The organism is Enterococcus casseliflavus NBRC 100478 (genome assembly GCF_001544095.1).
In the GTDB taxonomy this organism is placed as follows: Bacteria; Bacillota; Bacilli; order Lactobacillales; family Enterococcaceae; genus Enterococcus_D; species Enterococcus_D casseliflavus.
Map to the genome: position 1 here is coordinate 204,105 of NZ_BCPT01000003.1, position 14,282 is coordinate 218,386.

Annotated in this window: 12 protein-coding genes; 9 read left to right on the forward strand and 3 right to left on the reverse strand. The window is 43.2% G+C overall.

Annotated features, from left to right (window positions below):
• Positions 1-124: 124 nt before the first annotated feature.
• From ECA1_RS04200 to ECA1_RS04210, 3 genes are read left to right on the forward strand one after another with little or no spacing between them, the layout of a single operon-like run.
• Positions 125-1,156 carry a YibE/F family protein gene (locus tag ECA1_RS04200; RefSeq protein ID WP_060791827.1) on the forward strand — a complete coding sequence of 344 codons (1,032 nt, stop codon included), beginning with the start codon at positions 125-127 and terminating at the stop codon, positions 1,154-1,156.
• Positions 1,153-1,914, forward strand: a complete 762-nt coding sequence (locus ECA1_RS04205; protein ID WP_060791828.1) for a YibE/F family protein — start codon at positions 1,153-1,155, stop codon at positions 1,912-1,914. Before ECA1_RS04200 ends, ECA1_RS04205 begins: the two co-directional genes overlap by 4 nt.
• A 17-nt stretch (positions 1,915-1,931) precedes the next feature.
• Positions 1,932-2,453 (forward strand): GNAT family N-acetyltransferase, encoded by a 522-nt coding sequence (locus ECA1_RS04210; protein WP_034857670.1) that lies wholly within the window; start codon positions 1,932-1,934, stop codon positions 2,451-2,453.
• A gap of 82 nt (positions 2,454-2,535) precedes the next feature.
• On the opposite strand, the gene ECA1_RS04215 is transcribed toward ECA1_RS04210, so the two are convergent.
• Positions 2,536-3,534: a LacI family DNA-binding transcriptional regulator gene (locus ECA1_RS04215; protein WP_060791829.1), complete on the reverse strand. Its 999-nt coding sequence runs from the start codon at positions 3,532-3,534 to the stop codon at positions 2,536-2,538.
• 254 nt (positions 3,535-3,788) lie between these two features.
• Between ECA1_RS04215 and ganS the strand changes: the two genes are divergently transcribed.
• The 4 genes from ganS (at position 3,789) to ECA1_RS04235 (ending at position 9,367) form a co-directional block, all read left to right on the forward strand.
• Positions 3,789-5,060: a galactooligosaccharide ABC transporter substrate-binding protein GanS gene (gene ganS / locus ECA1_RS04220; RefSeq protein WP_081091709.1), complete on the forward strand. Its 1,272-nt coding sequence runs from the start codon at positions 3,789-3,791 to the stop codon at positions 5,058-5,060.
• A 106-nt stretch (positions 5,061-5,166) separates the two neighbouring features.
• Positions 5,167-6,435, forward strand: coding sequence for a sugar ABC transporter permease (locus ECA1_RS04225; protein ID WP_282956820.1), 1,269 nt, complete (start codon positions 5,167-5,169; stop codon positions 6,433-6,435).
• 1 nt (position 6,436) lies between these two features.
• Positions 6,437-7,291, forward strand: a complete 855-nt coding sequence (gene ganQ / locus ECA1_RS04230) for a galactooligosaccharide ABC transporter permease GanQ (protein WP_081091710.1) — start codon at positions 6,437-6,439, stop codon at positions 7,289-7,291.
• A gap of 9 nt (positions 7,292-7,300) precedes the next feature.
• Entirely contained in the window at positions 7,301-9,367 is a 2,067-nt protein-coding gene (locus ECA1_RS04235; RefSeq protein ID WP_060791830.1) for a beta-galactosidase, read from the forward strand.
• Positions 9,368-9,450: 83 nt separating this feature from the next.
• On the opposite strand, the gene ECA1_RS04240 is transcribed toward ECA1_RS04235, so the two are convergent.
• A complete protein-coding gene (locus ECA1_RS04240) occupies positions 9,451-10,965 on the reverse strand; it encodes a flavocytochrome c (protein WP_034857667.1) in 1,515 nt (504 codons plus the stop codon).
• Positions 10,966-11,538: 573 nt separating this feature from the next.
• Here ECA1_RS04240 and ECA1_RS04250 point away from each other — a divergent pair.
• Both ECA1_RS04250 and ECA1_RS17985 read left to right on the forward strand, forming a co-directional pair.
• Entirely contained in the window at positions 11,539-12,261 is a 723-nt protein-coding gene (locus ECA1_RS04250; protein ID WP_060791832.1) for a metal ABC transporter ATP-binding protein, read from the forward strand.
• A gap of 1 nt (position 12,262) precedes the next feature.
• Positions 12,263-14,020, forward strand: coding sequence for a metal ABC transporter permease subunit (locus ECA1_RS17985; RefSeq protein ID WP_005225531.1), 1,758 nt, complete (start codon positions 12,263-12,265; stop codon positions 14,018-14,020).
• Between the two features lie 28 nt (positions 14,021-14,048).
• Here the strand turns inward: ECA1_RS17985 and ECA1_RS17610 are convergent, their stop codons facing one another.
• Positions 14,049-14,222, reverse strand: coding sequence for a hypothetical protein (locus tag ECA1_RS17610; RefSeq protein WP_010747796.1), 174 nt, complete (start codon positions 14,220-14,222; stop codon positions 14,049-14,051).
• Positions 14,223-14,282: the final 60 nt, after the last annotated feature.

The following is a 14,282-nucleotide window of genomic DNA, read 5'->3' on the forward strand; positions in this document are numbered from 1 at the left end:
CAAAGCAGTTAGTCTCGCCGACACAGTAACCATTTCGACCAGTCATCCAGCCTCACAAGGTGATTGGTCGTAGGACTGGTGATTTGTCTAAGTCTTTTTTTGCTGAAAATGAAAGGAGACGGTCTTGAAAAAGTATTATTATCTAGCGGCCTTTGTTAGCGTGCTGGTCTTGAGCTGGCTGATCCAAACCCAAAGCAGCCGCTTTTATGCACAGCCGATCATAGAAGTACAAACGGTTCAAGTCGCCGCCGACCAGCAGCAGATCCAAGGGATCGTTCGTAACGGAGAAGAAGCGGGGGTACTACGGACAGTCACTACGCAATACACCCCCAACGGTGCGATTCATCCGTTGTATCATACCGGACAACAGCTGCTTTTGCAAAAAGAAGGGGATGGCTGGCAGGTACAAGCACAAAAACGGGATGGGTATCTCTTTTTCTTCCTTGCCTTATTTTTGATGGCAGTAGTCGCAATTGGTGGCAAAAAGGGCTTGCGGGCTTTACTTAGTATCTTTGTGAATACTTGCTTGCTGCTCCTTTTTCTTTGGTTTCACAAAAGCAACAGCTCCTTTTCATTGGTCTTTTTGATGATCGTTTTTACGATCGTCTCGTTGGTTTTGACGATGGGGATTTCCTATGGCTTTCGTACGATCGACAGCCGCAAAATCATTGCCTCGTTAGCCAGCGTCCTCTTGGCGTTTTTTCTCTGTCGGTTCGCCATGGATCTTTTGCAAGATCATGGGTTGCGCTATGAAGAAATGTCGTTTCTGACCCGTCCGTATCGCAGTGTCTATCTAGGGAGTCTGCTGATTGGCGCGATCGGTGCCAGCATGGACAATATTGTCATGCTGATTGCCAGTCTAGATGAGATCCAGCGCATCAATCCCCAGACTAGCCGCAAGGAACGATTAGCGATCGGTCGGTCCATCGCGCAAGATACGACTTCTTCGATGATCAATGTCTTGTTGTTTGCTTATTTAAGTGGGAGTATGCCAGCGCTATTGTTTTACCTAGCAAATGGCTGGCTGCTGTCGCAAGCATTGCCGATGCATCTTTCTTTAGAAATAGTGCGTACATTATGCGGCGGCTTTGCGCTGGTTTTATCGGTACCGTTGACGCTCCTTTGCTTTGAACTACAAAGGAGGAAAGCAAAATGAATGTTTTGTTTGTGTTGATCTTGCTTTTTCTCTTGCTGACTTTCGCTGTTTTTCGGATCGAAGGGCTGTTTCAAGTCACTGGTCTGTTTATGAATGTGGCTGTCTTTCTAGCGCTGCTGGTCCTGATTGACCGAGGGGCACCGATCTTACCAGCGGCTTGTGTTGCCTTTTTAGCCGTGGCGGCGATCACCTTGTTTTTCGTGAACGGCGTCAATCAGAAAACCAAAATTGCCTTTGTCTGTGTGTTGGTCTTTCTAGGGCTTTTTCTACTACTATTTCCGCTTGTGCTCTCTGCAATGAATCTGCATGGGTTTTCGGCAGAGGAACTGGATGAGTTGGCGATGCATTCCTTTGATGTAGCCATCGATTTTAAGACATTGATGACTGCGATCATTTTGATGAGTTTTTCGGGGGCGGTGGCAGATGGGAGTATGGCGATCAGCACTGCGACCTATGAACTTTTTCAAGCAAACCCGCAAGTCTCGATCAAGGCATTAAGTAAAAGTAGTATGACCGTGGTATCAGACGTATTGTCTTCAACGATCAATACCTTATTGTTTGCCTTTATGGGAAGTAATCTGGCGTTGATTGCGTGGTTTCAAGATTTGTCGATCTCCTTTGGTGAAATGATCAATTCGAAGGCGTTCGTCTCAGAATTGGTCGTTTGTTTGATCACGGGTCTGGCAGCGGTGATTATTTTACCCATCACCGCATGGGCAGCGAGTTGGTATTTTTTGAAAAGAAACCGAATGGAATAGGAAGGAGCGCAACCACCATGGAACCACTAATTGAAACTAAGCGATTAGTGCTGCGAGAAATGAGTCATGACGATCGACCAGCGATTGAAAAGATTTTGCAAGATCCAGAAGTTATGATTGCCTATGAAGGACCCTTCAGTGAGCAAGAAGTCACTGGTTGGATCGACAAACAGCTGCAACGCTATCAAAACGATCACATTGGCTTGTGGCTAGTGATTGAGAAAGCATCAGGGCAAGCGATCGGTCAATGCGGGTTGACATGGCAAGACGTCAAGGGAGAAGCCGTTTTAGAAATTGGGTACTTGTTTCAAAAGAACTTCTGGCATCATGGGTTTGCCACAGAAGCCGCCCAGGCTTGTAAAGACTATGCGTTTGCAACGCTGAATGCCGCCATTGTTTATTCGATCATTCGTGAGACCAATCAAGCCTCCATAAATGTGGCATTGCGCAATGGAATGAAGCTGGTGGATCGCTTTGTCAAACACTATCGGCAAGTGGACATGCCGCATCTTGTGTATGCTGTGGCGAAAGAGATGTGAAAAACGTAAGAATGCTTTTTTCGATTTAGACAATGAAACGCCCTTAGAAAGTTAGCTTTTTCTAACTTTCTAGGGGCGTTTTTTATGCTTGCGTAAAGCTTTTTCGTTCGATGAGTTCAGCACCTAAAAGGACTGTTTTGGTGATCGCTCGAGGATGAACGATCTGATCCACCAATAAATCGATCGCGGTTTTGGCGATTTCCTCCACATCAATGTTAAACGTTGTTAGAGGGGGAGCCACAAATTTTGCGATCTCATTGTCGTTGATACTGATTAATTCCAAGCGATCAGGAATGATGATGGATCGTTCATTTAACGCTTGGAGCACACCAACTGCGATGGTGTCAGAAGCCACAAAGAGCGCCTCTGGCAAATTATCACCAAGGGATTCCACCATTTTTTTCGCCAAACGATAGCCGGTTTCAACGGAAAAATTGCCACCACTAAATAAGAACGCCTCATCGAGCGCATCTCGACGAGCCAGCGTTTGACGGAAGATGACCTCGCGACTATCCATTTCTGCACGTTGGGTATCAGGATTTAGATAAGCACCACCAATAAAGCCGATCTTTCGGTATCCTTTTGTTAAAAATAGCTCGATCGCCAGTTGCGTCATTCGATCAGTATCAGGTTTGACCGTATCGAACAGCTCTGGACAGGGGTTGATTTCCAAAAGGACGCCATAGGGGCAAACGGATTTGAACTGCTGCGTTTCTTTCTCAGTGAAAGAGCCAATCCCAATAAATCCGGCGACTTCTTGCAGTGTTTCTAAAACATCATCTTCATGGGTGATCAGTTGAATTTCCAAATTGTTGATTTTCGCATATTTTTCTAAAGAGATACGCAATTGTCGAAAATAGACATCTTGCAGCTCTTCTTGTTCTGTCAGCCAGAAAAGGACGGCGATTTTTTCTAGTGTTGTTTTTATTTTTGAGCGATCATAACCTAGTGATAAAGCGGTATGAATAATTTTTTGACGCGTATCGGCTGCGATCGACAACGATTCGTCGCCTTTCAATAATCGGGAAACAGTCGCTTGTGAAAAGCCTGATTGCTCGGCAATTTTTTTTATTGTAACCAATCTTCTTCACCTCTTTCTTCTAGTATACGCTAACAACTTTACCAAGTAAATGAATTTACTAAATATATTTACTCAATAGTGAAAGTTTAGAGCGTGGAGGTATTTTGAAAAATTATTTGTGAGATAAACCTTGATTTTATCCGTTTATTTACTCCGTTGGAGAAATTAATTTAGTAAAACTATTTACATATTAAGTAAAATAATTTATTATAAACGAGAAGATAGCGTTTGCAAAATAAAGAAAAGGTGGAGAAATGATGATGAAAAAAATGTCTCGAGTTCTTTTTTTAAGTGTAGCAGCTTTAGGATTAGGTGCTTGCGGTCCACAAAGTGAAGGGACAGATAGTACTGCAGCAAATAGTGGCAGCAATAAGGACTATGATCTATTGGTCTGGGAGGACCAAGCAAAATCAGCTGGGATTGAAGAGGCAGTCAAACAATTTGAAGAAGAACACGATGTGACGATCAAAGTGGTCGAAAAAGCCTATGGTGGACAGATCGAAGATTTACGATTGGATGGACCCGCTGGTACAGGTGCGGATGTCATCACGATTCCTGGCGATCAAATCGGTACAGCCGTTACCGAAGGTTTGTTGAAAGAATTAACAGTCGATCAAACGCTACAAGAGCTGTATACAGAATCAGCAATGCAATCGCAAATCGTTGACGGCAAAGTCTACGGCTTACCAAAAGCGGTTGAAACACAAATTTTGTATTATAACAAAGAACTAATTTCCGAAGAAGACTTGCCACAGACAACGGATGAGTGGCTGGAGTATTCCAAGTCTGTTTTAGGTGCTGACAGTTATGGGTTACTGGCATTATGGGATCAAATTTATTACGCACAAGGTGTATTGAGCGGTTATGGCGGTTATGTTTTTGGCGAGAATGCCGATGGATCCTATGACCCTGAAGATATTGGATTAGCTAATGAAGGCGCGATCGAAGGGGCAGACTATATCCAACAATTTTATGATGCAGGTGTTTTTCCATCCGGATTGGTCGGTGAACAAGGAATCAATGTGTTGGACTCTTTATTTACGGAAGGAAAAGCTGCAGCTGTCGTCTCGGGACCATGGAACTTGTCTCCTTATAAAGAAGCGGGCATCGACTATGGTGTGAAAGAATTGCCATTATTAGGCAATGGTGAACATATGGGCTCCTTTATCGGTGTCAAAAGCTACAACGTAAGTAGCTATTCCCAAAACCCTGAATTAGCGGAAGCGTTCGTCAAATTTATCAGCAATGAGGAAAATTCAAAAGTTCGTTATGAAAAAACACAGGAAGTACCAGCGGTTGCTTCATTGGCAGATGATCCAGCAGTTCAAGAAAGTGAAAGTGCTGCAGCCATTGCCGCTCAGTCCCAACACGCAGAACTAACGCCTGGGATCACTGAAATGAATTCAGTATGGGAACCAATGGATGCCGCATTGCAAACTATTGCTACTGGAAAGGCTGAACCGAAAACAGCTTTACCACAAGCAGTCGAACAGATCAAATCAGCCATTGCGGCAATTCAAAACTAGAAAGTCGTCTCAAGGACAAACGTTTCGGATGGTCATTCATCATTAGGAATCAAGTAAGGCCGAACGAAACGTTTGTCAGCGGCTTTTTCTTACAGGGGGCGAAAATGTGAAAATCACGCAGTCGTATGCAAAACGAGCAATGCTATTCTCGATAATACCAGGATTCGGTCAACTCTATAATCGGCAAAAAATCAAAGGCGCTTTATTTTTCTTCTTTTTTGCTATGTATCTTGTCGTCTTTAAAGATTTATTTAATATGGGACTTTGGGGCATCGTGACATTAGGCGTGGAAGTGCCGAGAGACAATTCCATCTTTTTATTAGCAGAAGGATTAGTTGCCTTGATCGTCATCGGTTTTGGTCTGTTGTTCTATTATTTAAACATCCGTGATGCCTATAAAAACGGTGAATTAAGAGACAATGAGCTACCAGTCAACTCTATCCGTGAAAGCTACCAGGCACTATTAAGAGAAGGCTATCCTTATTTAATGAGTAGCCCAGCATTTTTCTTACTCGTGTTTTCTGTTATTTTTCCGATTCTCTTTAGTATCGCGTTAGCTTTTACGAACTATGATCTGTATCATTCTGCACCTGCCAATTTAGCAGATTGGGTGGGATTAGAGACCTTTAAGAAGATTTTTACTGTCGATATTTGGCGTAGTACCTTCTTCAATGTTCTGGGCTGGACAGTTATCTGGACCTTGATCGCCTCAACGTTACAAGTTTCTATCGGAATATTTTTAGCGGTGCTGGTGCATCAAAAAGAACTACGACTCAAAAAGTTCTTTCGAACGATTTTGATCCTCCCATGGGCAGTTCCGGGATTTGTTACGATCTTGGTGTTTTCAGGAATGTTCAATGATTCCTTTGGTGCGATCAATCATTCGATTTTGAATTTCTTCCAGATTTCACCGATTCCTTGGCTAACGAGTGCGAATTGGACCCGTTTAGCTTTGCTACTGATTCAAGGCTGGCTAGGCTTTCCGTATATTTTTATCGTGACTACAGGGACGCTGCAATCCATTCCTGATGATTTGTATGAGGCGGCGACCATCGATGGTGCTTCAGCTTTACAAAAATTTCGCCGAATCACATTGCCATTACTGCTTTATGCAATGGCACCGATTTTGATTACGCAATATACGTTTAACTTCAACAATTTCAATATTATTTATCTGTTTAATTCTGGTGGACCAGCAGTTCCTGGTTCGACCGCTGGTGGTACCGATATTTTGGTTTCGTGGATCTATAAGCTCACGATGCAAAATAGTCAATATGCACTGGCAGCAGCGTTGACGATTCTCTTATCGATCGTCGTAATCGCGATTGCTTTATGGCAATTCCGCCGAACAAATTCATTCAAGGAGGTTGGATAACATGAAGGCAGCAAGTATGAAGAAACAAAAATTTGTCCGCCTATCCTTGACGTATCTCATACTGATTTTTACGGTAGTAGTGATCGTCTACCCTTTACTTTGGACGATCGGTGCTAGTTTTAATCCTGGGAACAGTTTAGTAAGTACGAGTCTGATTCCGACGAGTCCGACATTAAGTCACTACACGAAATTGTTTGCTGGTGACAACTCGCTTTATTATAGTCAATGGTATTTGAATTCATTAAAAATCAGTGTATGCACCATGTTCTTGTCACTGATTTTTGTCTCCATGACGGCGTATTCCTTTTCACGGTTTCGTTTTACAGGCCGTAAAAATGGGTTGATGCTGTTCTTACTACTACAAATGATTCCGCAGTTCTCTGCCTTGATCGCAATTTTTGTATTGGCGCAAATGCTCGGCTTGATCAATAGCCATTGGTTGCTGATCTTGATTTACGTTGGGGGCCAGATTCCCATGAACACGTACTTATTGAAAGGGTATTTTGACTCGATCCCGTTAGATTTAGACGAGAGTGCCAAGATAGATGGCGCAAGCAATACGCGAATATTCTGGCAAATTTTGATTCCTTTATCACGACCAATGCTGGCAGTCGTTGCCATGAATGGCTTTACTGGACCACTTGGAGACTTTGCTCTGTCTTCTGTGATTTTACGTAATCCTGAGTACTATACACTACCCATCGGGTTATACAAATTAGTCACGGATAAAATGGGAGCCAGCTATACGACTTTTGCGGCAGGGGCTATTTTGATCAGTATTCCGATCGCACTCGTCTTTATTGCATTACAAAAACATTTTGTCTCCGGTTTGACCGCTGGTGGCACAAAAGGATAGGAAGAGAAGATGACAAGATATAACTTAGAAGAACGCTTTTTACATGGTGGGGATTATAATCCTGACCAGTGGCTAAATTATCCCGAGATCTTAGCCAAAGATTTAGAACTAATGGAAAAAGCTCATGCTAATACATTTTCCCTTGGTATTTTTGCTTGGAGTGCCTTAGAGCCAGCAGAAGGGGTGTTTCAATTTGAATGGTTAGACAAAATCATGGATGAGCTCGCCGAACGAAACAGCAACGTCATTTTAGCGACGCCAAGCGGCGCGCGTCCTGCCTGGTTGTCTAAAGCATACCCTGAAGTTCTACGGACCAATGAAAAACGGGAAAAAATGTTACACGGCGGGCGTCACAATCACTGCTTTTCTTCACCGATCTATCGTGAGAAAGTGGCGATCATCAATCGGAAATTAGCTGAACGCTACCACGATCACCCAGCACTATTGATGTGGCATATTTCCAATGAGTATTCTGGAGATTGTCATTGTCCCATTTGCCAAGAAAACTTTCGTCAGTGGGTCAAGCAGAAGTACCAAACATTAGCAGCCTTGAATGAGGCCTGGTGGGGACCTTTCTGGAGCCATACGATCACCGATTGGTCGCAAATCGAATCTCCTTCACCGATCGGCGAAATGCAAGTTCATGGACTAAATCTAGACTGGCATCGTTTTGTGACCGATCAGACCATTGATTTCTATGAACATGAGATCAAAGACATTCGTCGTTTGTCTCCAGATGTGCCGATCACAACGAATTTCATGGCAGATACCCGAGATTTGATTCCCTTTTATAGCCTTGATTATGGAAAATTTGCCCAGCATGTAGATGTCATTAGTTGGGATTGTTATCCTGCTTGGCATAATGATTGGGGAACGACCGCTGATTTGGCAAGTAAGGTTGGGTTTATCAATGATCAGTACCGTAGCTTGAAAAAGCAACCCTTTTTGATCATGGAATCAACCCCTAGTGGTGTGAATTGGCATCCAGTCAATCGCACGAAACGCCCCGGGATGCATCTGTTGTCTTCTATGCAATTTATTGCTCACGGTTCAGATAGTAATCTTTATTTCCAATGGCGAAAATCTCGAGGCTCATCTGAGAAGTTCCATGGGGCCGTCGTGGACCATGACAACGACGAACAGAATCGTGTTTTTCAAGATGTAGCAGAAGTGGGAAAAGCCTTAGAAGAAATCAAAGAAATCAAAGGATTGCACAAAAAAGCCAAAGTGGCGATCATCTATGATTGGGATAACAATTGGGCGCTCAATGATGCGCAAGGTTTTGGTTTGGAGAGCAAACGCTACCCACAAACGTTGCAAGAGCATTATCGCTATTTTTGGGATCATGACATCGCGGTTGATGTCATCACGAAAGACCATGACTTTGACTCTTACCAATTGATCATCGCTCCGATGCTTTACCTTTTACCAAAAGAAACTATGAAAAAGTTTCAACAGTATACGAAAAATGGCGGGACGCTGGTTTCCACTTATTTGACGGGGATCGTGAATGAAACGGACTTGACCTATTTAGGGGGCTGGCCCCAAGAGTTAGAAGCACTGTTTGGTGTGTCTGTGAAAGAAATCGATACGTTATATCCGAAACAAAAAAATCTGCTTTTAATGAAGGAGCAGCAGTACCAAATTCATGATTATTGTAGTGTTGTTCAAACAAACACTGCCCAAACGTTAGGGGTCTACGGTGCTGATTTTTATCAAGGTCAAGCTGCAGTGACCGCAAATGATTATGGCGAAGGAAGTGCCTACTATCTTGGGGGACGGACGGATCAAGCCTTTTTGGAAGACTTCTATCAAGAAGTAACACAACAGCTTCGCTTACAAAATGAGTGGGTCCGTCAAGGTTCAACGAGCGTGTCGATCCAAAGTAGAGAAAGTCAGCAAGAGCAGCTCGCTCCGACCACCTATTATTTTGTGATGAATTTTTCCGAAGAAAATCAAGAAGTAGAGGTAGCAACTTCAGGAATCGATTTGCTTACTGGAAAAACGACAAACCAAAAGCTTCAGTTGGCGCCTTATGAGGTGCAAATTATCAAAGTGACAGCACCAGAACAATAAAAACTATTGTGTCAATTATATGAAAAAAGAAGTACTTACGTTGATGAAAAAAACGTAAGTACTTCTTTTTTATAGAGAGTGTTTTAATTTTCTTGCGCAAATTCGGCAGCTTTTGTTCCTGCTTGGCGTCCGAAGATGATGATATCGGCAACGGCATTACCGCCAATTCGGTTTTCACCATGCAACCCACCAGTTACTTCACCGGCTGCAAAAAGACCTGGAATGATCTCGTTATCCGTAGCGATCACTTCTGTGTTGGTGTTGATCTTCACGCCGCCCATCGTGTGGTGGATACCAGGAGCGATGGCAATAGCATAGTAAGGTCCTGTTGACAAATCGTTGTCCATTGCTGTGCTGCGTCCAAAGGCTTCGTCTTCACCAGCAGCCACACTGCTGTTCCACGTAGCGATCGTGTCAGCAAGCGCTGCTTCTGGCATGTCCAATTCTTTTGCTAATTCTTCGATCGTGTCAGCGGATTTGACTAACCCTTGTTGCTCGTAAAAATCAATGGCTGTCACGCGTTCTTTGACACCTGCATCAAAAACTAACGTTGCTGATTTTTCAGGTAGGGCAATGATCGCTTCAGAGACTTTGTCTCGTGTTTCCATTTCATTGAAGAACCGTTCGCCTTCTTGATTGACCAAGATCGCGCCTTCTCCACGGACAGCTTCAGTGATTAACAGTGATTTAGACTGATCCACTGTTGGGTGGATTTGGATTTGCTCTAAATCAACCGTTTGTCCACCTAATGCTTCGATCATTTTGATCCCATCACCAGTCGAACCCTCTTGGTTCGTTGTCACGTAGTCTGCCAATTCTGGTTTGTATTCGGTGATCATGTCGAAATTGGCACCGAAACCGCCTGTTGTAACGACAACTGCTTTGGCATCAATGGTTTGTTCGGTTCCTTCTACTTCAACGGTCACCCCGTTGACTTGACCATCTTCTTCATTGATTTCTTTGACATCGGCATTCACAAAAATTGGGATTTCCAATTCATGGATGTTGCGCATCAAACCATCAACTAAGTATTCCCCAACAGCAGAACCATCCGATGGACGGTGCGTTCTTTTTTCACTCATCCCGCCAGTCGTTGTTAAGTTGTCTAAAGTGATACCCATGGAATCTAACCAATCGATTGCTTCTGCTGAATGATCCACAAAGTAGCGCAACAATTCTTCATCATTGGTGTTGTGACCACCAGCTAATGTTTCTTCATAAAATAGATCGTTTGAATCTTCGATGCCTTCTGCTTCTTGGAATTTGGTTTCTGAAGCGTTCATTCCTGCTGAAGATTTCAATGTATTCCCACCAGAAATTGGCATTTTTTCTAAAATAACTGGGTTTGCGCCAGCTTCTTTTGCTTGGATCGCAGCGGCCATTCCAGCGCCACCTGCACCGACGATCACGACATCGTAGCTGTCTGCAAGTTCGCTAGGGTCTGTGTATTCTTGACCAGATGCAGCAGAAGTTGCATCTGTTTCTTCATTAGCAGATGAACCAGTACTTGAGCTGCTGCTTGTTTGTGAATCAGCGCCACAAGCACTCAAAGTTGCTAACGAGGTTAGGACTAATAGTGTTTGGAAAATTTTCTTCATTGTTTTTATTCCTCCTAAAACTTTTTCCAAATCAAAGACTAACATAGTTGTCATGTTATTTTTAGCTTTTGTTCGAAAAATCACATAATAATTAGAAAAGTTTAATTTATAAAGCGTTTTAGTCTAGATGAAAGGGTTTCTTGGTCATCATAAAAAAGAGTGAATTCGTGAATTTGTGGAAATAGAAGAATTATTGATTCTTTGATTTGTTTGGTATTAATCATGAAGGGAGAAAGCGAAGAGGCTTTGATTCGCCTCTCTTCTGTTATTGAAAAAACGTACGTCACTGAGGTGCCGAGGAATGATCTCTTTTATTAAGAATAAATCAAATGCTTTGCGCTCAAAAGATAGAAAGAAATTGATGGCATCCGTGTTTGTGGGCACCAACTTTTACTCAATAAATAAAGATAGAATCTTAGTTTTCAAGAGTCATTGCCAAGAAATTGCGGTGTTTCTTAAAAAAATCAAGAGAACTGTCTTGCAAAACAAATCCTTTCTTGTATAATAAAAATAAGTTAGGTCTACCTAAAAAATAAATAAACTATCCTTAACTATGGAAATGGAGTGAAAATAATGATTACTTTTTCAGAAATATCCGCAGCCTATGATGGCGATCATCAAGTGATCTCGGATTTGTCGTTTCAAGTAGAAAAACCGTCGATCGTAGGGATCATTGGTCCAAATGGGGCAGGGAAGTCGACGCTGATCAAAGCGGCGTTGAAATTGATCCCTTCCAGTGGGAACATGAGTGTCGACAAAAAAGCGTTAAAAGACTTTCAAAAGGAAATTGCCTATGTCGAACAAAAGACTGCGGTTGATTACACGTTTCCGATCACAGTCAAAGAAGTCGTATCTTTAGGCTTGTATCCTAAGATGCGCATGTTCCAAAGGATGTCGGCAAACGATTGGCAGAAAGTGACAGCCGCTCTGGCAGCGGTAGAAATGGAATCCTTTGCGGAACGTCAGATTGGGGAATTGTCCGGCGGGCAGTTTCAGCGGGTCTTGATTGCTCGAACGTTGGTTCAAGATGCCAACTATATTTTCCTCGATGAGCCCTTTGTAGGGATCGATGCCACCAGTGAAGCGATCATCGTCGGCCTGTTGCGTAACTTGCGAGATGCTGGCAAGACGATTTTTATCGTTCACCATGATCTGGGGAAAATCACCGAATACTTTGATTACTTGGTTCTGCTCAATCAAACCCTGATCGCTGCGGGACCAGTCAGTGAAGTCTTTACCGAGAGCAATTTGAAGCAAACATTTGGCGATGCGATCATCGTGAAAGGAGGCGTTTAACATGTTGACAAGCTTTTTTACGAGTTTAAGTAACTATCATTTCTTGCAAAATGCCTTGATCACGGCAGTCGCGATCGGGATTGTGGCAGGGGTGATCGGTTGTTTTATTATCTTACGAGGGATGTCCTTGATGGGGGATGCAATCTCTCATGCGGTCTTACCAGGGGTAGCCTTGTCTTATATCTTCGGCGTTCATTTTTTTGTCGGGGCGATCTTCTTTGGGATCTTGGCTTCCATGATCATTACCTATATCGCCAATAACAGCCTGATCAAAAGCGATACGGCGATCGGTATCACCTTTAGTTCGTTTCTAGCTTTAGGGGTTATCTTGATTGGAGTAGCAAATAGTTCGACTGATTTGTTTCACATTTTGTTTGGGAATGTGCTAGCGGTGCAAGACAGCGACAAATGGCTGACGATCGCTATCGCTATCCTTGTGCTGGCAGTGATCATCCTCTTCTTCCGTCCACTGTTGATCACGTCTTTTGATCCGATGATGGCAAAGGCCTTTGGGATGAAAGTGCAAGCCTATCACTATTTATTGATGTTCTTGTTGACTTTGGTTTCAGTGACAGCGATGCAAAGCGTCGGAACGATCTTGATCGTGGCTCTGTTAGTCACTCCAGCAGCAACGGCTTATCTTTATACAAAACAATTGAAGCATATGATGGTCATCGCAGGGGTTTTAGGTGGTTTCGCCTCATTTATCGGCTTGTTTATCGGGTACAGCTTTAATATTGCCGCAGGATCAAGTATCGTTTTGACCGCAGGAGCCTTTTTCGTGATCGGTTTCTTGTTCTCACCAAAACAAAAGACCAGTCCAGTCAAACGCTGGTCAGCGACGGCGGTTTTAGCAACGGCAGCTGTAGCTGGTGGCTTCTTTTTGGCACAACAAAACGGACAGATGGCCCAAACAGAAGGGAAACTTTCAGTAGTAGCGACCAATTCGATCATTGCTGATATTACGGAAAACATTGCCGGTGATCGAATCGATCTTCACAGTATCGTACCAGTGGGGCGTGATCCCCATGAATATGAACCTTTAGTGGAAGATGTTCGAAAAGCGACCGATGCCGATCTTATCCTTTACAACGGCTTGAATCTAGAAACTGGCGGCAATGGCTGGTTTACCAAATTGATGAACAATGCCAATAAGGTAGAAAATGAAGATTACTTTGCCGTCAGTGATGGCGTGGATGTGCTTTATCTTTCTGATGATGAAGACCACAGCAAAGCCGATCCTCATGCCTGGTTAAATCTAGAAAACGGTATGATCTATGCCCGCAACATTGCTCAACGTTTGAGCGAAAAGGACCCTGACAATCGCTCTTTCTATGAAGAAAACCTTGAACGCTACTTGGCTTCATTAGAAGAACTGGATCAGCAAGCGAAGGAAAACTTCCAATCGATTCCCGAAGAGAAGAAATTGATCGTCACCAGTGAGGGAGCCTTCAAATACTTCTCCAAAGCCTACGGTGTACCGTCTGCCTATATCTGGGAAATCAATACCGAAGAAGAAGGAACCCCTGCGCAAATCAAGAACTTAGTGGATCAGCTGCAAAACTCAGCCGTCGCTTCCTTATTTGTCGAAAGCAGCGTCAATACTCGTCCGATGCAAAGTGTTTCTCGTGATGCAGGTATTCCGATATTCGGAACCGTCTTTACCGATTCGATTGCAGAACCGGGAGAAGAAGGCGACAGCTACTATAACATGATGAAGTGGAATCTCGATACGATTTATCAGGGCTTGAATCAATAATGCAAAAAACATCCTTAGCTCGTTCTGGCTAAGGATGTTTTTTCGTCGTATTTTTGTGCTGGAGAAAAGCAAAGAGATAAAATCCGCAGCCCATCAAAGCAGCAAGAAAAGCGATGACAGGAAAGTACAACCCCTGACCGTATACATAGGCTGTATAAGCGAAGAAGGCGATCAAAAACCAAAGCGTTCCCGAGATGAGCATTTTTTGGTTCCTCCTAATTGTTGAAAAGTGTTTATTTAGTATATTTTAACACGGTAGGCG